The organism is Bradyrhizobium sp. SZCCHNR1051 (genome assembly GCF_032489615.1).
Classification (GTDB): domain Bacteria; phylum Pseudomonadota; class Alphaproteobacteria; order Rhizobiales; family Xanthobacteraceae; genus Bradyrhizobium.
This window is the reverse complement of record NZ_JAUEYJ010000002.1, coordinates 259,629-279,568: the sequence shown is the minus strand read 5'-3', so window position 1 is coordinate 279,568 and position 19,940 is coordinate 259,629. Positions and strand designations below refer to the sequence as shown.

Here is a 19,940-nt window from a genome sequence, read left to right as displayed (position 1 = left end):
GGATACATGCCATGACCAATGCCACCGATCCGTTCTCCGCGTCCATCATCCCGTTTGAGGTTCCCGAGCAGGTGCGCGCGCTCGCCGAAAAAGGCGTGTCGCAGGCCCGTGAGAACTACGCCAAGTTCAAGGACGCTGCGGAAACGCACAATTCGGCCATCGAGGCCTTCTTCGCCAACGCCAGCAAGGGCGCCGGCGTCTACTCGTCCAAGGTCATGGAATTTACGAAGGCCAATACGACGGCTTCGCTCGACTTCGCCCAGGAGCTGTTCGGCGTGAAGTCGCCGTCGGAGGCGATGGAGCTGTGGACCGGTTTCGCGCGCAGGCAGTTCGAGACCTTCACGTCCCAGGCCAAGGAGCTCGGCGAGCTCGGCCAGAAGGTTGCGGCCGAGACGGTCGAGCCGATCAAGGAAAGCGCCAGCAAGCTGTTCAAGACGGCGGCCTGAGGCCGGCCTGATTCGAGCCAGGTGCGCGGTACGGCCGTGCGCCGGTGAGGCCAGCGGAAGATCCAGGACCCGGACGCGTTGCGGCCGGGTTCGATGCTTTCTGGGCTCCCGCTTGAACGGGGGCTCACTCGGGCCGAAACAGCGTCAAAAAACGCGGGCATGGCCGGGGACTTTATTCGTTCTCGGCCTTGCCAAATTGGCCCGTTGCACCTAGTTTCCGGCCCGTTCGGACGCCCCCTGGCGGGCAGTCCATGGCGGATGCAGTTGTAGCTCAGTTGGTTAGAGCGCCTGTCTGTGGAACAGGAGGTCGGTGGTTCGAGCCCACCCAACTGTACCATGGCCAGGACCATCGCTGTGCCGTTCGCTGGCTCACCTCTATACGTGCTCCGCGCCCCATTGATCGTGCGCCGTGACTTGTAGCCCTGTCGCGACCTCTCGCGTATGGCTGTAGACTGGGCGTGTGCGCAGAGCTGTGCGGAAGCCTGAGCCCGGTCTCCGTATTTCGACGGATATATCGCCGGGGCGTGCCCTCGCTTGCGGTTTGCTGCGCCGGATCAGAAGCACGGCGTGGCGCTGTTGCTTGCGAATCCTGTCTCCTTCAATCACACTTTGCGGCAACGAGGGGGAGGGGACGATGAGAGGGATTGATCTCGATCCATGCATCTCTGCCGTACTGATCGTAGTAGCCGCGCTGTTAGTCCCCGTAACCGCACGGGCCTATACCCCCGAGCAGGAGCAGGCGTGCACGGGCGATGCGTTCCGGCTTTGTAGTTCCGACATTCCCGACGTCGATCGTGTCACCGCCTGCATGGTCCGCCGCAAGGCCGAGCTGTCGCCGCCATGCCGCGCCCAATTCGGGCCACCGCAGCGCCAGGCAGCGTCATCTGGCCGCGCGGAACGGCCGATGAGCATTCGTCCTGTCACCAAGCCGGTCACTGCGCGCGCCGGCAAAGCGAAGAAGTCGACGCGACCGGACGCGACTTGAGCGATGCCGATGGCCGCATTTGGCGGCACTCGGAATGACCGAGGTCCTTGGATGCGCACCTCGATGCGCAGCCTCGACATGTAAATGCGATGGGGCATGACCGGATGTTGTCGAACATCGCGGCCGGATCTGCTGTTTTGCCTGCTTTGGTGTGACTCAAAAACCAATCCGTTTCGGCAATCAGGAGTTACGTCTTATTAATCGCTAAATTTTTCTTCCGCGAATCAGTCCGCTGATTCATTTTCGCTGCCGGGGTCAATCTGGAGGCCAAGGTATGAACGTCATTGTTTTCGCATCGCGTAAGGGCGGCTCAGGCAAGAGCACCCTGGCCGCCCATCTCGCTGCGCAGATCAAGTCGAGCAAGTCTAGTCTGCTCATCGATGCGGACCCTCAGGGGTCGCTGACGCTTTGGCACAAGCTGCGCGGCACCAACGAGCCGCCGATCAAGACGGCCGTGAACTCGGTGAGCGCGATCGTGTCCGCCGCCCGCCGTGACGGCGTCGAGTGGGTGCTGATCGATACGCCGCCGACCATCTCGGCCGTCGTCGAGGATGCGATCAAGAACGCGACCATGGTGATCATCCCGGCCCGCCCCGGCGTGTTCGACGTCAACGCGGTGCAGGAGACGATCCAGACCTGCCGCGCCGCGCGCAAGCCCTACGCGGTCGTTCTCAATGGCGCACCGGCGCGCCGCGACGATGCCGAAAGCCCGATCGTTACGATCGCCCGGGAGGCGCTGGCGAAGTTCAAGGCGCCGGTGTGGGGCGGCCAGATCACCAACCGCGCCGATCTGCTGATGGCGCTGGGCCAGGGCGAAGGCGTGCGTGAATATTATGCGGAAGGGCGTGCCGCAGCCGAGATCGCGCGCCTTTGGGCTGCGATCGAGCGCTCGGTGCGGGCGATTCGCGGGACCGTGTCGGCTAACGGCGCCATGCACAAGCAGGCGGCCTGATCGCGGCATCAGATGAGGCATCGACGCGCGGTCTTCCGCGCGTTTTTTGCGTCGGGTCACACGATCTCGCGTGAGTGCCGATTTCGCGCCGCGCGAGAGGGTGCGGCGAGGTCAGGCGACCATCAGGAAATAGAAGGCGATAGCCGGCGTCAGGGTCAGGATCACGGACCAGATCCCGACCGCCCAGAGAATGTCTTCGACGCTGAATCCCTGATGCTCAGGGTATGGATGATCCTGCAAAGCCACGACGCCCCCGCGCTCTTTGACGTTTTCAACATCCATAGCGGAACATCTTTAAACACGAGGTTGCGGACTGCGCCGCTTTTGATCGCGTTTGTTAGCTCGGATTAACCACGGAGGTGTCGGCCTCCGTGGTCTCCGCGCTGTGGCTTCGTCTCTCGGTCCGACGATTGTTTCGGGAGCGCTCAGGCGACGCAGCTCTGCGTCCTTGTCGTCGTGCGGCGCTCGATCTCCTGGTCGAGGCGTACGGCAAGGCTGGCACCGATCTCCACCATCGGTAGTCGCACGTCGGGGCTCGCGATGATGCCGGTCCGCGCCAGCCAGTACTTGGCCGGGGCCGGGCTCGGCTCGGTGAACAGCAGCCGCGTGAGATCCTCGACCTGCGCCCAGCACGCTGCTGCCGCGTCGTGACGGCCGGCCTTCACGTGCTGCAGGATTGCGGCAAACGTCTCGGTCTCCAGATGCGCCGAGAGCAGGATGGCGCCGTCGGCACCGGCCTGCAGCGCATCGAAGCTCTGGGCGTCCTCGCCGGTGAGGATGCGAAATCCGGGCGGTCGGCGTGCGATCAAGTCGCGCGTCTGCATGCGATTGGCGCAGCAATCCTTGACGCCTGCGACGGCCGGATGTTGCGCGAGCCGCAGCAGCGTCTCGTTGTCGAGGCCGACCGCCGAGCGATAGGGAATGTTGTAGAGCACGATCGGATGGGTGGTGCGGTCAGCCAATGCGGTGAAATGCGCCAGCAGGCCGCGCTGCGACGGGCGCACGTAAGGCGGACTCGAGATCAGATAGAAGTCGATCGGCCATTCCGCGGTTCGGTCGAGCGATTCGCTCACCTCGGCCGTCGCCACGCCGCCGACACCGAGACAGATCGGCAGCGACCGGCCGGTGGCGTTGAGCTCGTCCCGGACCACGCTGATCAGGCGGGCGCGCTCGTCCCAAGACAGCGCCAGTCCTTCGCCTGACGTGGCACCGAGCACCAGTCCATCGATCGGCTTGGCGGCGTAGTGCCGAACCAGATTGCGTAAGGATGGCTCGTCGAGCGCGCCATCGCGGAACGGCGTGATCAGGGGCAGCCAGAGGCCCTGCAGTCGGGTCGTAATGTTGGTCATGGTCCATCTCCTTGGGTGGCAGGAGCCGGAGACGGGACACGCAAAAAAAGCCCCGTCCTCGCGGCGGGGCTGGTGATGCGGCGGTGAATTCGAGAGATTCTAGCGCGCGCGTCCACATGTCCCCGGGAGGGGAGCTTTTTTCGACGACAGCTTGGCGTGCGAAGACGTGGACATGCGATCTAGATGCGCGGTGCAGGCGATGCTGTCAACGCCGCATCGGGCACGACACGGAAACATTCGGCAAAAAAATAGCCGGGCCCAAATGAGCCCGGCTGGAGGTACTGGCCAACGAGGCCGACACAATCACCTTCCAAGAGGGATTTCTGAACGCTCGCGCCACTGGAGGAGGGGGACAATGCGCAACGCCAACGCTCAGCACAACTTCAGTATGGGCTCAATGGCGTCGCAGCAACCATGCAAGCCGCATGTCAGACATGCACAATCTCACGCCGGCCAGCGCTGCGCTTTGCTCACGACGAAGTCACGGAACACTTGAACGCGTGCGACCGTTTTCAATTCCTCCGGATACACGAAGTAGGTGTCGAGCTGGATCGAATCCGACTCTCCGAACAATTGCACGAGACGGCTGTTTTCCTCGACGAGGTAGTCCGGCAGCGCGGCGATGCCGAGGCCTTGCTGGCAGGCGCGGACCAGGCCGAGGATGTTGTTGACCCTGAAATAGGCCTCGCGCGGACCGGACCCGTTGCGGCCGGCATCGACCAGCCAGCTGCGGTTCTGGAGATGCGGGGCGACTTGGCCGTCGGCCAGCATGATGATGCGATGATCATCGAGCTCGTCGAGTGTGCGCGGTGTGCCGAAGCGCTTGACATATTCCGGCGAGCAATAGGCGTGGAAGCTGATCGCGAACAGCTTGCGCTGGATCAGATCGGGCTGGGTCGGCTTGCGGGTGCGGATCGCCACGTCGGCCTCGCGCATCGACAGATCGAGCTCCTCGTCGGTGACGATCAGCGAGATCCGGATCTCCGGATAGAGCGCGGTGAATTCGCCGAGTCGCGGGATCAGCCAGTTGATGCCGACGCCCGGCGTGGTCGTGATCTTCAGGTCGCCGCTCGGGCGCTCGCGGCTGTCGGTCAGCTTGGCGCGCGCCGCCTGCAGCTGCATGAAGACGTCATGCGCGGTTCGGAACAGGAGGTCGCCTTGCTCCGTCAGGATCAGCCCGCGGGCGTGGCGGTGGAACAGCGAGACTGCGAGCTCCTGCTCGAGCGCGCTGACCTGGCGCGACACCGCCGATTGCGACAGCCCGAGCTGCTCCCCGGCATGCGTGAAGCTGCCTGCTTCCGCCGCTGCGTGAAACACCTTCAGCTTGTCCCAATCCATATCCGTAAATCCATCCCGTGATCGTGGCATCGTCAATTCATTCCGCCGCGGCGCGTTCGCTCGCGGCGTGGGCGAGGAAGCGTTCGGCCTCCAGGGCGGCCATGCAGCCCATGCCGGCTGCGGTGATCGCCTGCCGATAGGTTTCATCGGCAACGTCGCCGGCTGCAAACACGCCGGGAACGGAGGTCGCGGTCGAGCCCGGCATCACCTCGACATAACCGGACGGTTTCAGTTTCAGTTGCCCCGCGACCAGCTCGGTTGCCGGCGCGTGGCCGATCGCGACGAAGACGCCGTCGGCAGGCAGCTCGGTGAGCGCGCCGGTCTTGACGTTCTTGAGCCGGACATGCGTGACCTTGGATGGCGAGCTGGCGCCGCAGATCTCATCGAGGGCGCTGTCCCACACGACCTTGATCTTGGGATGCTTGAACAGCCGCTCCTGCAGGATGCGCTCGGCGCGGAAATGGTCGCGCCGGTGCACGACGGTGACGGTCGAGGCGAAATTGGTCAGGAACAGCGCTTCCTCGACCGCGGTGTTGCCGCCGCCGACGACGATGACTTCCTTGCCGCGATAGAAGAAGCCGTCACAGGTCGCGCAGGCCGAGACACCGAAGCCCTTGAAGGTCTCCTCCGATGGCAGCCCGAGCCAGCGCGCCTGGGCGCCGGTCGCCAGGATGACGGTCTCGGCGAGGTAGACGTCACCGGAGTCGCAGGTCAGGCGGAACGGACGCTGTCCCAGCTCCAGCTTGGTCACGAGGTCGGTCTTGATCTGGGCCCCGACATGCGTCGCCTGCTTCTCCATCTGCTCCATCAGCCAGGGACCCTGGATGACGTCGGCAAATCCCGGATAGTTTTCCACGTCGGTGGTGATGGTGAGTTGGCCGCCGGGCTGGATGCCCTGGATCAGTACCGGCTCCAGCATAGCTCGTGCCGCGTAGATCGCCGCCGTATAGCCGGCAGGGCCGGAACCGATGATGACGACTTTGGCATGGATCGGAGCTTGCATGTGGCCGAAGACTCGCTGGAAAAGGGAGGATTGACGACGCAGCGAGCGGAATGCGCGGAAGAAACGCTCCGAAGCCCCATCGAAAATGTCAAATCCAAGTCTAAGCGATCTGGCAAGCTATGCAAGAATTGCAACGCATCTCGGCGAATTTTCCCTTCACGACCCGGTCAACAGGGGAAATCTAAAGTAATAAAATTGCGCAAATTGACCGGCTTGCGCTAAGAGAGTTGCCCATCGTCTCCCCGGCGCCCTGCGCCCCCCTCCTGTTCCGCCAGAGCCCACAATCCCCGTGTCCAAGAATCTTGATGAGATCGATCTCAAAATCCTGAGTGAAATTCAGGCCGACGGCAGGATCACCAATGTCGAGCTCGCCAAGCGGGTCGGCATCTCGCCGCCGCCTTGCTTGCGCCGGGTGCGGACCCTGGAGGAGGAAGGCTACATCACCGGCTACCGGGGCCTGCTCGACCCGCGCAAGCTCGGCTTCGACGTGACCGTGTTCGCCTCGGTCCACCTGTCGAGCCAGGCGGACGCCGACCTGAAGGCGTTCGAAGAGTTCGTGCGGTCCGAGCCGCTGGTGCGGGAATGTTGGATGCTGTCCGGCGAGGTGGACTTCATCCTGAAATGCGTGGCGCCGGACATGGCGACGTTTCAGGAGTTCGTGACCCACCTGACGGCGGCACCTCACGTGCGCAACGTGCGAACGTCCCTGGTGCTGCACAACTCGAAATACGAGGCGGCGGTGCCGCTCGAGGTCAAGGGGCGCAGCTAGGCCCGGCTGTCCTTCCGGGCCAGCCTCGCCAAGGCTGAACCCGGAAGCTCGAGGTCGCGAAGCGAACAGGACGCGAGAGAGTTCAGTTCTTTTTGCGCAGCAGCGCGTCCAGACTGATCGAACCCCCGCCCGAGGTCGTCAGATAGAGGCAGGCAAAGCAGAGCGCGATCGCCAGCGAGCCGTTGTTGACGACCGGGAAGAAACCTCTCGGGAAGTGGCCAATGAAATAGGCGAAGGCCATCTCGCCGGACAGGATAAAGGCGACCGGGCGCGTGAACAGCCCAAGGATCAGCAATCCGCCGAGCACCAGTTCGAGCGAGCCGGCCGCACCGTACAGCGATAGCAGCTCAACTTTGGCAAACATGTCCACGGCCGGAAACTTGAAGATCTTCGCCACGCCATATTGAAACAACAACAGGCCCGTGACGAAGCGAAACAGGCTGAGCACAGCCGGTTGCCATTTCGAGAACATCTGCTCCATGTCGATCATCCCCCAATCAAAGCCATCATGATGCGACGGACCGGACCCATTCTCCCGGCACGGCTCGTCGGTTCTGCACTAGCTCATTCCCGAAAGCCCGTCACCGGCGTGTGGCCTGCAGCCCGATGAATTGACCGTGTGCTGCCGAACGCCATTGTGCCGCAGTGCGGCCGGCCAAACGACGAAGGGCCGCGCCTTCGCGCAGCCCTTGGTTTCGTCCGAACGGTCACAGGCACCGCTCCGATGCCTCGGGTCCTCAGCGCCACTCGACCTTGGCGATCTCGTAGGATTTGGCGCCGCCGGGCGCCATGACCTCGACGGTGGTGCCCATCTTCTTGCCGATCAGCGCGCGCGCCAGCGGCGAGGTGATCGAGATCTTGCCCTTCTTGGCATCCGCCTCGACCTCGCCGACGATCTGCCAGACCGCCTTCTTCTCGGTGTCCTCGTCGATCAGGGTCACCGTCGCGCCGAACTTGATCGTGTCGCCGGAGAGCTTGGTCACATCGATGATGTCGGCGCGCGCGAGCTTGTCCTCGAGCTCGGCGATGCGGCCCTCGTTGTGAGACTGCTCTTCCTTGGCGGCGTGATATTCCGCGTTCTCGGACAGGTCGCCATGCGAACGCGCTTCCGCGATATGTTCGATGATGCGCGGACGGTCCACCGATTGGCGCTGCTTGAGCTCGTTCTCCAACGCGGCGTAGCCCATCGAAGTCATGGGAACCTTTTCCACCATCTCTTCTCGTCCTTCAGTCGTGCGGGCGGGGGCGCACACGATCAGCAGCTTCAGAATAGGCCTTTGCGGCTCAAAGCAAAGCCTGAAGGCCCGGCAAGACCGTCCCGTCAAAGGCCGGTACAACATCGAACGGGGCGGCGGGTTCCTGAAAGCTTCTATTGCCGATTGTTGCCAACCGCTTAGCGGGCGTTCGCCCGCGCGCTGCGATTAGTTTTCGGAAAAGTAACTCTGCAGGGTGCGGACCTCAAGGTCTCCCCCGAGATAGGCACGGATGCCTTGCGCGGCCGCCACGGCACCCGAAAGAGTGGTGTAATACGGCACTTTATGCAAGAGGGCAGCGCGCCGCAGCGAACGGCTGTCGGCCAGCGCCTGCGGGCCTTCGGTGGTGTTGAAGACCAGCTGGATGTCACCGTTGGTGATGGCGTCCACGATGTGCGGCCGTCCCTCCAGCACCTTGTTGATCTTCTCGGTCGGCACGCCCTGGTCGGTCAGGAAGCGCTGGGTCCCGGATGTCGCCACCACCTTGAAGCCGAGCTCGTGCAGCATCCGCACCACCTCGGTGATGCGCGCCTTGTCGCTTTCACGTACTGACACGAACACCGTGCCTTTGCGCGGCACGCGTGTGCCGCCGCCGAGCTGGCTCTTGGCGAACGCCACGGCGAACGAGCGGTCGATGCCCATCACCTCGCCGGTCGAGCGCATCTCCGGGCCGAGCACGGTGTCGACGCCCGGGAAACGGGCGAACGGGAAGACCGATTCCTTGACGCCGACATGCCTGAGCGCGCGCTTCTTCAGGCCGAAATCGGCGAGCTTCTCGCCGGCCATGATTCGGGCGGCGATCTTGGCGACTGGCGTGCCGACCACCTTGGCGACGAAGGGCACCGTGCGCGAGGCACGCGGATTGACCTCGAGCACGTAGATCGTGCCGTCCTTGATCGCATATTGCACGTTCATCAGGCCGACGACGTCGAGCCCGAGCGCCAGCTCGCGGGTCTGCCGCTCCAGCTCGGCGATGGTCGCCTCGTCGAGCGAATGCGGCGGCAGCGAGCAGGCCGAATCGCCGGAGTGGATGCCGGCCTCCTCGATGTGCTCCATGATGCCGACGATGAAGGTGTCCTTGCCGTCGGAAAGGCAGTCCACGTCGATCTCGGTCGCGTCCGACAGATAGCGATCGAACAGCAGCGGGTTCTTGCCCAGCACCGTGTTGATCTGGCCGGTCTTGTCGTTCGGGTAGCGCGCCTTGACGTCGGCCGGCACCAGCTCGGGCAGGGTGCCGAGCAGGTAGTCGCTGAGCTGGTTGTCCTCGCGGATGATCTGCATCGCGCGGCCGCCGAGCACGTAGGACGGGCGCACCACCAGCGGCAGCCCGAGATCGGCCGCCACCAGGCGGGCCTGCTCGACCGAATAGGCGATGCCGTTCTTCGGTTGCTTCAGATGCAGCTTGTCGAGGACGCGCTTGAAGCGGTCGCGGTCCTCGGCGAGGTCGATGGCCTCCGGCGAGGTGCCGAGGATCGGCACGTCGGCCGCCTCCAGCGCACGCGCCAGCTTCAGTGGCGTCTGGCCGCCGAACTGCACGATGACGCCATGCACGGTGCCGTTCTTGCGCTCGGTCGCGATGATCTCCAGCACGTCCTCGGAGGTCAGCGGCTCGAAATAGAGCCTGTCGGCGGTGTCGTAGTCGGTCGAGACCGTCTCCGGATTGCAATTGACCATGATGGTCTCAAAGCCGGCGTCGGACAGCGCGAAACAGGCGTGGCAGCAGCAATAGTCGAACTCGATGCCCTGGCCGATCCGGTTTGGACCGCCGCCGAGAATGATCACCTTCTTCTTGTCGGACGGCGCGCTCTCGTCGGCGAGTTGGCCTGCGAACAGCGTTTCGTAGCTCGAATACATGTAGGCGGTGGGCGAAGCGAACTCCGCCGCGCAGGTATCGATGCGCTTGAACGCCGGACGGACGCCCAGCGCCTGCCGCTTGGCCGCGACGTCGGCTTCGGTGGTGTTGGTCAGCACCGCGAGCCGTGCATCCGAGAAGCCCATCGCCTTCAGCGTGCGCATGCCGCTCGCGTTCGGCGGCAGGCCGTGCCGGCGGACCTTGTCCTCCATCTCGACGATGCCGCGCATCTGCGCCAGGAACCACGGGTCGATCTTGCAGGAGTTGAAGATGTCCTCGTTCGACCAGCCCAGCCGCATCGCCTGCGCGACCTGCAGGAGACGGTTCGGCGTGGGCGTGCCGAGCGCAGCCCGGATCGCGTTCTTGTCGTCGCCGCGCCCGAGACCTTCGATCTCGATCTCGTCGAGGCCGGTGAGGCCGGTCTCGAGCCCGCGCAGCGCCTTCTGCAGGCTTTCCTGGAACGTGCGGCCGATCGCCATGACCTCGCCGACGGACTTCATCGAGGTCGTCAGCGTGGTCGAGGCGCCCGGGAATTTCTCGAATGCGAAGCGCGGGATCTTGGTGACGACGTAGTCGATGGTTGGCTCGAACGAGGCCGGGGTCGCGCCGCCGGTGATGTCGTTGGCGATCTCGTCCAGCGTGTAGCCGACCGCGAGCTTGGCCGCGACCTTGGCGATCGGGAAGCCGGTCGCCTTGGAGGCCAGCGCCGAGGAGCGCGACACGCGCGGATTCATCTCGATCACGACCATGCGGCCGTCGGCCGGGTTGACGCCGAACTGCACGTTGGAGCCGCCGGTCTCGACGCCGATCTCGCGCAGCACCGCCAGCGAGGCGTCGCGCATGATCTGGTATTCCTTGTCGGTCAGCGTCAGCGCCGGCGCGACGGTGATCGAGTCGCCGGTGTGCACGCCCATCGGATCGAGGTTCTCGATCGAGCAGATGATGATGCAGTTGTCCTTCTTGTCGCGGACCACCTCCATCTCGTACTCCTTCCACCCGAGCACCGATTCCTCGATCAGTACTTCGTTGGTGGGGGAGGCGTCGAGACCGCGCTCGATGATGTCGAGATATTCTTCCTTGTTGTAGGCGATGCCGCCACCGGTGCCGCCCATCGTGAAGGAGGGACGGATGATCGCGGGCAGGCCGATCTCGGACAGCGCCATCAGCGCCTGGCCGAGCGCATGCTCCTGGTAGCGCTTGCGGCGCTCGTTCTCGCCAAGCGTCCATTGCCGGTCGAGCTCGTCGCGCTCGGCGCCGGACAGCTTCTCGCGCTCGGCGAGATATTTGTCGCGGTACTGCTTCTTCAGCGCGGAGGCGTTGGCGAGCCGCGACTTCGGCGTCTGCAGCCCGATCTTCTCCATCGCGTTGCGGAATAGCTGGCGGTCCTCGGCCTTGTCGATCGCGTCAGCCGTGGCGCCGATCATCTCGACGTCGAACTTCTCCAGTGTCCCCTGCCGGCGCAACGACAGCGCGCAGTTCAGCGCGGTCTGCCCGCCCATGGTCGGCAGCAGTGCGAAGCCGCCGGGGATGACGTGGCGTTCCTTCTCGATGATCTTGGCGACGATCTCGGGCGTGATCGGCTCGATATAGGTCGCATCGGCCAGCTCCGGATCGGTCATGATCGTGGCCGGATTGGAGTTGACGAGGACGACGCGATAGCCCTCCTCCTTCAGCGCCTTCACCGCCTGCGTACCGGAATAGTCGAATTCGCAGGCCTGGCCGATCACGATCGGACCGGCGCCAATGATCAGGATGGTCGAGATGTCGGTTCGTTTCGGCATTCAAGCTCACGGGCAAGGAACGGGCAGGAATTGGGCACAAAAAAAGGGCGCGCGTATCGCGCGTCCCCGTAAGGCCCAGGCGCGACCAGTGCTCGCGCGCGAGCGGTCTTTAGACCAGTTTCCTCTGAGCGAAAAGGGTTTTGGGCCGAAATCAACGGCCAATTTGGCGGAGAGGGGCGGAGGGGCGCCCTGCCGTCGCTGGCTCGCCGAGCCGAAGCTGCGCAGCAGCGAAGGCTGGAGGCCCGGCCTGGACTTGAACCAGGTTCAAGAGCGTTGCACCGCTCTTCGCGTCGTAGCTTCCGCCACCGGGCCGAGGGTGATCTTACCTCTCACGGCCGCGTGAGCCAGCCCCGTGTTTCAGTTAACCCTAATCCAGTTGCTTGATGTTGGCAGTTGCGGCGGGCTGGTCGGCCCACGCGGTCACCCGGTTCCCGTCATCGGCCGAGCCACGAAGGTCATCCGCCAGGGATTGTGGCCGATATTCTTGGGCGCCCGGACGGCGCTGAGGTCGGCCTTCTTCAGTCTCGCCAGGATCTCGGCCTCGCTGTAGTGCTGCAGGCCGACCTTGGTGCGCAGTTGCCGGTAATCCGACAGCGCCGTGGCGACCAGCCCGACCAGGGCATCCTTGAGGAAGCCGTCCCGTGCGGCGAACATCAGCAGCGCGAGCACGTCACGGCCCATGCCAACGTCCGGACGCAGGACGTCGCCGAGGATGAACTTTCCCGACGGCTTCAGCAGCCGCCTGATCACGGCCAGGGCCGCGTCGAATTCCGCCTCGCTCATGTACTGCGCCACGGAGTTCATGACGACGAGGTCGATCGAGCCTTCCTGCATGTTGCGCAGCTCGTCCAGCGACCGCACGCGGATCTTGGTGTTGGGCGCGAAACGCGCGATCAACCGGCCGCGCACGCCCGGCGCCGGCTCGGCCAGGATCAGCGTCACGCATGCGTCGGCGACCTTGGCGGCTGATAAGGCCTCTCCGCAGGAATAGTCGAGAACGACCGCGTCGGGCGAGGGAATATACCCGACGATGTCACGCGCAATCCCCTGGAAGTGCAGGTCGCGATGCAGCTTGCTCGCATAGATCGTGTGCGTGGAATCGTAATAGTCGATCCAGTCGTCCATGGCGTGTTCCGGCAAACACAGTTCCTTGATCGGAACTGGAGGGGTCAGCGAGCGTTAACGGGTCCGATCACCCGTGTCCATCGCTGCTTCTAACAGGAAGGTTAGGCCGTGAGTAAAGCAAAGACCGACAAGACCGCCCCCGAGCTCGATACCCCGACCGATCTGTCGCCGGACGCCGTAAACAAGATCTCGACAGCTTTGAACACGCTGCTTGCCGACGCCTTTGCGCTCTATCTGAAGACCAAGAACTTCCACTGGCACGTCAGCGGACGGCATTTCCATGACTACCATGAGATGCTGGACGAGCAGTCGGACGCGATCTTTGCCACCACGGACCAACTGGCCGAGCGGGTGCGGAAGCTCGGCGGCACCACGCTGAAATCGATCAGCCAGATCAGCAAGCTGCAGACCATCAAGGACAACAACGAGGAGTATGTGCCGCCGCGCGAGATGCTGCGGGAGTTGATGGAGGACAACAAGCACGTCGCGGCTGCGATGCGGAAGGCGCACGGGCTGTGCGACGACAATGACGATCCGGCCACCGCGGGATTGCTGGAGACCTTCATCGACGAGACCGAACGCCGCACCTGGTTCTTGTTCGAAGCGAGCCGCCAGGAAGGCAGCAACGCGGCATAAGCGGGCCCGCGTTGAGTTGAGCTCCGGGCGCGCTGCGAGGACGTGGGGCGCCCGTTCGGCCTCGATGCTGGCTCCGGCTCATATCCACGCCGCACTATCCGGAGTGGCCGAGTGCCGACCAACTCCGATAGATCATGTAAGCCGCCACCACGAACACCACGGTGGCAAACACCTTGTTCAGGGTGCCGCGCGTACTGGACAGGCGAGCGGCCAGCTTCGCACCGACCAGGCCACCGGCGATGCCGGCGACGAGAAAGGTCGCCGCCAGCGCCCAGTCGACCAGTCCCGACAGCGCGTAGTTTGCTGCGGTCGTCAGTCCGAACGCCGTGACGGAGACGAGCGAGGAGCCGATCGCGTAGAGGATCGGCATGCCTGTCGCAAACATCAGAGCCGGAACGATCAGGAAACCGCCGCCGATGCCGAAGAAGCCGGACAGCATTCCCGTGCCGAAGCCGAATGCCACTAGCGGCAACAGATTGTCGCGTGAAAGCTTGACGTCCAGCTGGCTGTCCGTGCCGCGCTTGCGCAGCATCAAGAGGCCGATCACGATCATGACCAGGGCGAACAGCAGCAGCAGCTTCTGGCCGTCAACCATCTTGCCGAGCGTCGAGCCCGCGAAGGCGCCGACCACGCCCGTTGCAGCAAACACCAGCGCGCAACGCCATTTGACGTTGCCGGAGCGGGCATGATTGGCGAGATTGGCCGCCGCGTTGATCGCCACGGCGACCGCGCTCGTGCCGATCGCCACGTGGGGATTGCCGACGCCCACCAGATACACCATGAGCGGCACGGCCAGCACCGATCCGCCCCCGCCGATCAGGCCGAGCGTGAATCCGACGAAAGAGCCGGACAGCGAGCCGAGCGCAAGCTCGGCAGCGGACAACGTCATCCTGTGATGCTCCGGCGTGGCATGCCGCGCCGGGGTGCGTGGACGCGGCCAAATGGGAAAGCCGAGCCGCGACGTCTGCCGCGTGCTCGGCGGGGCGGAGGGGGGTCTTAGAGCGTGTTGAGCGGCACTTTCAGGAAGCGCCGGCCGTCCTGATCGGGCGTCGGCAGCCGTCCCGCCTTCATGTTCACCTGCAACGACGGGATGATCAGCTTGGGCATGTCCAAGGTGCGGTCGCGCGCCTCGCGGGCGGCGACGAACTGATCCTCGGTGATGCCGTCGCGGACGTGGATGTTGTGCGCGCGCTGCTCGGCCACCGTCGTTTCCCAGCGGATGTCGCGGCCGTTTGGACCGTAGTCGTGGCACATGAACAGCCGCGTCGCGTCAGGCAGCTCCAGCACCCGGCGGATCGAGCGATACAGGGTGCGGGCGTCGCCGCCAGGAAAGTCGGCGCGTGCCGAGCCGCCGTCCGGCATGAATAGCGTATCGCCGACGAAGGCGGCGTCTCCGATTACATGAGTCATGCAGGCCGGCGTGTGCCCCGGCGTATGCATGGCGAAGGCAGTCATTGCGCCGATCCGGTAGGTATCGCCATCATGGAACAGGCGGTCGAACTGGCTGCCGTCGCGCTGAAACTCGGTGCCTTCGTTGAAGATCTTGCCGAACGTCTCCTGCACCATCCTGATATTGGCGCCGATGCCGATCCTGCCGCCCAGCCTTGACTGGATGTAGGGCGCCGCCGACAGATGGTCGGCATGGACATGGGTCTCGATCAGCCAGTCCAGTTGCCAGCCGCGATCCTCGATCAGGCGAATGATCTTGTCGGCGGAATGGGGCGCGATGCGACCCGAGGCATAGTCGATGTCCATGACCGAATCGATCACGGCGCAGGCCCGCGAGCCTGGGTCCTTGACCACGTAGCTGACGGTGTTGGTGGCGGGATCGAAGAACGGTGTGACCTCGGGTTTCACCGACAGGTCGACCGGATGTGGAATGCCGGACATTCAAGCCTCCCTCATTCTGAAGCGACCGCGGCGAGCGAGGGCCGGCGGCTCGCGAGCATGCGGGCTGCGGCCATTCCGATCATCATGGCCGTGACAAACAGGACGATGGCAGGCGAGCCGTAGCCGAGCGCCACGAAGGCCGGGCCCGGGCAGATGCCGGCGAGGCCCCAGCCGATGCCAAAGACGGCAGGGCCGGTTGCGATCCGCCAATCCAGCGTCTGCGAGGATGGCAGGTGGAATTGGTCACCGAGGACGGGACGCCGGCGCCGGAAAACCAATCGAAAGCCGGCGAAGGTGACCCCGACCGCTCCAGCCATCACGAGGATCAAGCTCGGATCCCAGCCGCCGGAGCGGATCGCCGCGAAATCGAGGAAGTTGAGCACCTTCTCCGGATTGGACATGCCCGAGAGCAGCAACCCGAGACCGAAGACGAGGCCGACGATGAACTGGATGAAGATGATCATGGCGTCTCACAGCACGTGGCGAACGAGGAAGGTGGTCGCGACCGCGGTGGCCATGAATATCAGCGTGGCGACGATCGAGCGCGGCGACAGGCTGGCGATGCCGCAGACGCCATGACCCGAGGTGCAGCCGTTGCCCCAGACCGCCCCGAAGCCGACCAGCAGTCCGGCTGCAACCATATCTATCGGACCGACCTCCAGCTTCAGCGGCGGCAGGCTCCCGCTCACGATGCGGACTGCAAGGGCGGCCGCGACCAGCCCTCCTATGAAGGCGAGCCGGCCAGCGAGCGCGCCGTCCCAGGGCGGCAACAGCCGCGCGGCAATGCCGCTGACGCCGGCGATGCGGCCGGTCAGGCCCATCAGCATGACGGCTGCAGCGCCGATGAGGGCGCCGCCTGCGAGCGCCGTAACCGCCGTATACTCCGTGATCATATCGTCCCTTGATTCCCTCGTTGGGCGCATGTTGCAATCGGCTATCATGTGCATTATTGCATATATACGAACTTGAAGAAGTAACAATGATGACAACACAGGCCAGGCGCAAAACCCGCGAGACCATGGTGGCGGCGCTCGACGACAAGGCGGAGGAGGCGGCCGGCCTGCTCGCTGCCATGGCGAATTCGAAGCGCCTCATGGTGCTCTGCAACCTCATCGACGGCGAGCGCGCAGTCGGCGATCTCGCCGAGCAGGTCGGGTTGCGACAGGCGGCGCTGTCGCAGCATCTCGCCAAGATGCGCGCGCTCGATCTCGTCGCCACCCGGCGCGATGGCCAGACCATCTACTATCGGCTGGCGAGCCGCGAGGTCCGCGAGATCCTGCAGACGCTGTATCGGCTGTATTGCGCCTGATCAGCGCGCCTGCTGCCACAGGCGCGTGAGTAGGCCACCCGCGCCGAGCACAGGATCGGTCGCGGGCATCGGCACCTCCGGAATGGTTTTCGATGCGCGGGCGTGGTTCTCCGGCGTCGGCCGCGTGATCTGCATCTTCGGTCCGGGCGGATAGGCGCCGACGATGCAGAAATCGCTGCTGGCAGCGATGCATTGATGTCCGGTGCCGGCCGGCAGGATGGCGACGTCACCGGGCCTGAGCTCCAGCTCCCGACCGCGATCGCCGCCGAAGCGGACACGCGCGGTTCCGCTGGCAACCCCCAGCGCCTCGTGCACCGTCGCATGATAGTGCAGATAGTCGTAGACGCCGTTGCGCCACATGCTGCCCCAGCCACTGGCGGCGAACACGCGCTCGATGTCGGCCGCCGGATCGGCGCCGTCCAGATCGATGACGGCCTTGTAGACCAGGAACGGCATCGGATTATTGGGCACCAGGCCGTCATCCGCGAACACGATGCTGAGCGGTTCGATCGACTTGACGCGGGGCGAGGGGGCGGCAGGCATGGCGACCTCGGAACAAAGGATGGGGCCTCGCCCTATCAACCGGCCTGCGCGGCCGCCGTTCCAGGCTCAAGCCTTGGGCAGTTCGAACACCAGGCAAGTCGTGGTGGCGTGCGCCAGCAGTCGCCCTTGCGAATCGGCGATGCGTGCCTCGGCGGTCGCGGCGCGGCGTCCGAACGACAGCGTCCTGCCCTCCGTTCTCACGATGCCGGTGGTCTCGGTCATTGCCTTGATGAAGGAGACCTTGAATTCCAGCGTGGTGTAACCGCTGCCCTGCGGGCACATCGTGTGGACGGCGAGCCCCATCGCGGAATCCAGCAGGATCGCGGCGTAGCCGCCATGCACCGAACCGATCGGATTATAATGCCGCAAGGCCGGCACGCTGTGCATGACGACCTGGCCGGGCTCGGCGCTGCAGTCGAACGGCGCGACCGTCTGCATGATCGGCGGCTGCGGCAAAGTCCCGGCAAAGATGCCGCGCACGAAATCGAGCCCGGGCATCGAAGCCAGCGCCGCCAGGGGCACCACGCCGAATTCAGCGCGCGAGTCCGTCTCGCTCATATCGTCGATCTCCAATGTATGATGATCATCATATGAATGTGGTGCGAAAAGATCGAGGGCAAAACAGATGCCGGCGATCACAAGATTGCGGACAGAAAAATGCCCGGGACCAGCCCGGGCATTTCGAATCGTGTCCGGCTGCCGACCTCAGGCCGCGCTGCGCTTCTTCTCGCGCATCAGCTCGGCGAAGCGCTGAAACAGATAGTGCGAGTCGCGCGGGCCGGGCGACGCTTCCGGGTGGTACTGCACCGAGAACACCGGCTTGCCTTCGAGCTGGATGCCGCAGTTCGAGCCGTCGAACAGCGAGATGTGGGTCTGCGTCGCGCCCGATGGCAGCGTGTCCTGGTCGACCGCGAAGCCATGGTTCATCGAGGTGATCTCGACCTTGCCGGTGGTCTCGTCCTTGACCGGATGATTGGCGCCGTGATGGCCCTGATGCATCTTCTTGGTCTTGGCGCCGACCGCAAGCCCGAGCATCTGATGGCCGAGGCAGATGCCGAAGGTCGGCGTGCCCGACGAAATCACTTGCTGAATGACCGGCACGGCATATTTGCCGGTCGCCGCGGGATCACCCGGTCCGTTCGACAGGAACACGCCGTCCGGCTTCATCGCGAGGATGTCCTCGGCGGGCGTCGTCGCCGGCACCACGGTCACCTTGCAGCCGACGCCGGCGAGCAGGCGCAGGATGTTGCGCTTGATGCCGTAGTCGATCGCGACGACGTTGAATTCCGGATTGGTCTGTTGGCCGAAACCCACGTTCCACACCCAGGGGGTCTCGTCCCAGGTGAAGCGCTGGGCGGAGGTCACCATCGGCACCAGGTCCATGCCCTCCAGGCCCGGCCACTCGCGCGCTTCCTTCTTCAGGGCGTCGAGGTCGAAATTGCCGTCCCTGGCATGCGCGATCACGGCGTTCGGCATGCCCTTGGAGCGGATCAGCGCGGTCAGCGCCCTTGTGTCGATGCCGGACAGCCCGATGATCCCGCGCGCGCGCAGCCACTGGTCGAGATGGCGCGTCGCGCGATAATTTGAGGGGTCGGTGATCGCGGTGCGCAGGATCACCCCGCGCGCGCCCGGCGTCGCCGCCATGTTCACCGTCTCGATATCCTCGTCGTTGGTGCCGACATTGCCGATATGCGGGAAAGTGAAGGTGATGAGCTGGCCGGCATAGGACGGATCGGTGAGGATCTCCTCGTAGCCGGTCATTGCGGTGTTGAAGCAGACCTCGCCCGCGGCGTGGCCTTCGGCGCCGAGGCCGTAGCCTTCCAGCACCGTGCCGTCGGCGAGCACGAGGAGCGCGGTCGGTTTATGGTCCGGCCAGGCGGCGTCAGTATCGATGTGTGTCATGAGGCCTCTACATAGTGCCCCTGGCGCGCGGCGTCAAAGCGGGAAGCGGCCGATTCACACGCGATATCGGTCAATTTGACTGGAGTTTCGAGGCATCCGACCGGAACGGATGCGGAACCGTGTTGTTTCGGGTGGGCGAACCGCCTAGACCAGCGCCAATGGATTTTGAGAGGGCGAGATCATGCTGCGTGACGACATCAACAATGCGGTCAAGGAGGCGATGAAGGCCAAGGACGAGCGCAAGCTGTCCACCCTTCGCATGGTGAACTCGACCTTGAAGAATGCCGACATCGCGGCGCGCGGCGAAGGCAAGCCGCCCTTGACCGACGCCGACGTGCTCGCGGTGCTGCAGAAGATGATCAAGCAGCGTCAGGAGTCGGTCGAGCTGTATGAAAAGGGCGGCCGCGCCGAGCTCGCCGCCGGCGAGCGCGAGGAGATCGCGGTCATCTCGGCCTATCTGCCGAAGCAGATGAGCGACGATGAGGTGAAGTCGGCCATCTCCTCCGCCGTTGCTGAGACCGGCGCCGCCGGCATGAAGGACATGGGCAAGGTGATCGGCGTGCTGAAGGCGAAGTACACGGGACAGATGGATTTTGCCAAGGCGAGCGCACTGGTGAAGGCGGCGCTGTCGGGCTAGGCCGCGCGAAGCGCCGAGCCATCCCCAAATCGTCATGCCCGGGCTTGTCCCGGGCATCCACGTCTTTAAGACTATCATCAAGAGTAAAGACGTGGATGGTCGGGCCGTCGCCGCGCCGAAGGGGCTTCGGCCCCGCAGGCGGGTCTTCGCCCGGCCATGACGGAGAGAAC

The 19,940-nt window shown here is 64.4% G+C and carries 22 protein-coding genes and 2 tRNA genes; 8 read left to right on the top strand and 16 right to left on the bottom strand.

All coding sequences use genetic code 11. The features are described 5' to 3' along the window. Window positions 1–11: 11 nt before the first annotated feature. From QW868_RS03250 to QW868_RS03235, 4 genes are all read left to right on the top strand, one after another. A complete protein-coding gene (locus QW868_RS03250; RefSeq protein ID WP_315777729.1) occupies window positions 12–446 on the top strand; it encodes a phasin in 435 nt (144 codons plus the stop codon). A gap of 260 nt (window positions 447–706) precedes the next feature. After that, window positions 707–783: transfer RNA gene (locus QW868_RS03245), tRNA-His, on the top strand. Window positions 784–1,080: 297 nt separating this feature from the next. Then, window positions 1,081–1,431 carry a hypothetical protein gene (locus QW868_RS03240; protein WP_316229907.1) on the top strand — a complete coding sequence of 117 codons (351 nt, stop codon included), beginning with the start codon at window positions 1,081–1,083 and terminating at the stop codon, window positions 1,429–1,431. A gap of 274 nt (window positions 1,432–1,705) precedes the next feature. After that, window positions 1,706–2,383: a ParA family protein gene (locus tag QW868_RS03235; RefSeq protein WP_315736367.1), complete on the top strand. Its 678-nt coding sequence runs from the start codon at window positions 1,706–1,708 to the stop codon at window positions 2,381–2,383. 111 nt (window positions 2,384–2,494) lie between these two features. On the opposite strand, the gene QW868_RS03230 is transcribed toward QW868_RS03235, so the two are convergent. The 4 genes from QW868_RS03230 to trxB all read right to left on the bottom strand — a co-directional run bounded on the left by QW868_RS03230 (window position 2,495) and on the right by trxB (window position 6,073). Next, window positions 2,495–2,665, bottom strand: a complete 171-nt coding sequence (locus tag QW868_RS03230; protein ID WP_315777727.1) for a hypothetical protein — start codon at window positions 2,663–2,665, stop codon at window positions 2,495–2,497. Window positions 2,666–2,808: 143 nt separating this feature from the next. Further along, window positions 2,809–3,732 carry a 4-hydroxy-tetrahydrodipicolinate synthase gene (gene dapA / locus QW868_RS03225; RefSeq protein ID WP_316229906.1) on the bottom strand — a complete coding sequence of 308 codons (924 nt, stop codon included), beginning with the start codon at window positions 3,730–3,732 and terminating at the stop codon, window positions 2,809–2,811. Window positions 3,733–4,176: 444 nt separating this feature from the next. Then, the gene (locus tag QW868_RS03220) at window positions 4,177–5,100 is read right to left on the bottom strand and encodes a LysR family transcriptional regulator (protein WP_315717522.1); all 924 of its coding nucleotides are present in this window, start codon (window positions 5,098–5,100) and stop codon (window positions 4,177–4,179) included. A 7-nt stretch (window positions 5,101–5,107) separates the two neighbouring features. Continuing rightward, entirely contained in the window at window positions 5,108–6,073 is a 966-nt protein-coding gene (gene trxB / locus QW868_RS03215; protein ID WP_315736370.1) for a thioredoxin-disulfide reductase, read from the bottom strand. Between the two features lie 289 nt (window positions 6,074–6,362). Between trxB and QW868_RS03210 the strand changes: the two genes are divergently transcribed. Then, a complete protein-coding gene (locus QW868_RS03210) occupies window positions 6,363–6,842 on the top strand; it encodes an Lrp/AsnC family transcriptional regulator (RefSeq protein ID WP_015664493.1) in 480 nt (159 codons plus the stop codon). An 82-nt stretch (window positions 6,843–6,924) separates the two neighbouring features. Here QW868_RS03210 and QW868_RS03205 read toward each other — a convergent pair whose 3' ends face one another. The 5 genes from QW868_RS03205 to QW868_RS03185 form a co-directional block, all read right to left on the bottom strand. Continuing rightward, on the bottom strand, window positions 6,925–7,323 hold the full coding sequence (locus QW868_RS03205; protein ID WP_315777725.1) for a DoxX family protein: 399 nt from the start codon (window positions 7,321–7,323) through the stop codon (window positions 6,925–6,927). Window positions 7,324–7,579: 256 nt separating this feature from the next. Then, window positions 7,580–8,056, bottom strand: coding sequence for a transcription elongation factor GreA (greA, locus tag QW868_RS03200; protein WP_315736372.1), 477 nt, complete (start codon window positions 8,054–8,056; stop codon window positions 7,580–7,582). A gap of 207 nt (window positions 8,057–8,263) precedes the next feature. Further along, window positions 8,264–11,728 (bottom strand): carbamoyl-phosphate synthase large subunit, encoded by a 3,465-nt coding sequence (carB, locus tag QW868_RS03195; RefSeq protein ID WP_316181110.1) that lies wholly within the window; start codon window positions 11,726–11,728, stop codon window positions 8,264–8,266. Window positions 11,729–11,963: 235 nt separating this feature from the next. Next, window positions 11,964–12,040: transfer RNA gene (locus QW868_RS03190), tRNA-OTHER, on the bottom strand. Window positions 12,041–12,148: 108 nt separating this feature from the next. After that, window positions 12,149–12,853, bottom strand: coding sequence for a class I SAM-dependent methyltransferase (locus QW868_RS03185; protein WP_315795817.1), 705 nt, complete (start codon window positions 12,851–12,853; stop codon window positions 12,149–12,151). A gap of 108 nt (window positions 12,854–12,961) precedes the next feature. Between QW868_RS03185 and QW868_RS03180 the strand changes: the two genes are divergently transcribed. Then, window positions 12,962–13,489 (top strand): DNA starvation/stationary phase protection protein, encoded by a 528-nt coding sequence (locus tag QW868_RS03180; RefSeq protein WP_315717516.1) that lies wholly within the window; start codon window positions 12,962–12,964, stop codon window positions 13,487–13,489. Window positions 13,490–13,583: 94 nt separating this feature from the next. On the opposite strand, the gene QW868_RS03175 is transcribed toward QW868_RS03180, so the two are convergent. The 4 genes from QW868_RS03175 to QW868_RS03160 all read right to left on the bottom strand — a co-directional run bounded on the left by QW868_RS03175 (window position 13,584) and on the right by QW868_RS03160 (window position 16,320). After that, the gene (locus QW868_RS03175; RefSeq protein ID WP_315736376.1) at window positions 13,584–14,378 is read right to left on the bottom strand and encodes a sulfite exporter TauE/SafE family protein; all 795 of its coding nucleotides are present in this window, start codon (window positions 14,376–14,378) and stop codon (window positions 13,584–13,586) included. Window positions 14,379–14,485: 107 nt separating this feature from the next. Then, on the bottom strand, window positions 14,486–15,379 hold the full coding sequence (locus QW868_RS03170) for an MBL fold metallo-hydrolase (protein WP_315772347.1): 894 nt from the start codon (window positions 15,377–15,379) through the stop codon (window positions 14,486–14,488). Between the two features lie 11 nt (window positions 15,380–15,390). Continuing rightward, window positions 15,391–15,843, bottom strand: coding sequence for a DUF6691 family protein (locus QW868_RS03165; RefSeq protein WP_316229905.1), 453 nt, complete (start codon window positions 15,841–15,843; stop codon window positions 15,391–15,393). 6 nt (window positions 15,844–15,849) lie between these two features. Then, the gene (locus tag QW868_RS03160) at window positions 15,850–16,320 is read right to left on the bottom strand and encodes a YeeE/YedE family protein (RefSeq protein WP_315777720.1); all 471 of its coding nucleotides are present in this window, start codon (window positions 16,318–16,320) and stop codon (window positions 15,850–15,852) included. Window positions 16,321–16,361: 41 nt separating this feature from the next. On the opposite strand from QW868_RS03160, the gene QW868_RS03155 reads away from it, so the two are divergent. Continuing rightward, on the top strand, window positions 16,362–16,688 hold the full coding sequence (locus QW868_RS03155) for a metalloregulator ArsR/SmtB family transcription factor (protein WP_315758820.1): 327 nt from the start codon (window positions 16,362–16,364) through the stop codon (window positions 16,686–16,688). Here QW868_RS03155 and QW868_RS03150 read toward each other — a convergent pair whose 3' ends face one another. The 3 genes from QW868_RS03150 to carA form a co-directional block, all read right to left on the bottom strand. Then, window positions 16,689–17,231, bottom strand: a complete 543-nt coding sequence (locus QW868_RS03150; RefSeq protein WP_316160666.1) for a cupin domain-containing protein — start codon at window positions 17,229–17,231, stop codon at window positions 16,689–16,691. Between the two features lie 66 nt (window positions 17,232–17,297). Further along, complete coding sequence (locus QW868_RS03145) at window positions 17,298–17,789, bottom strand: PaaI family thioesterase (protein WP_316229904.1); 492 nt, start codon at window positions 17,787–17,789, stop codon at window positions 17,298–17,300. A 147-nt stretch (window positions 17,790–17,936) separates the two neighbouring features. Continuing rightward, entirely contained in the window at window positions 17,937–19,133 is a 1,197-nt protein-coding gene (carA, locus tag QW868_RS03140; RefSeq protein WP_315736382.1) for a glutamine-hydrolyzing carbamoyl-phosphate synthase small subunit, read from the bottom strand. A gap of 181 nt (window positions 19,134–19,314) precedes the next feature. Here carA and QW868_RS03135 point away from each other — a divergent pair, with 181 nt between their 5' ends. Continuing rightward, window positions 19,315–19,770, top strand: coding sequence for a GatB/YqeY domain-containing protein (locus QW868_RS03135; protein ID WP_315736383.1), 456 nt, complete (start codon window positions 19,315–19,317; stop codon window positions 19,768–19,770). Window positions 19,771–19,940: the final 170 nt, after the last annotated feature.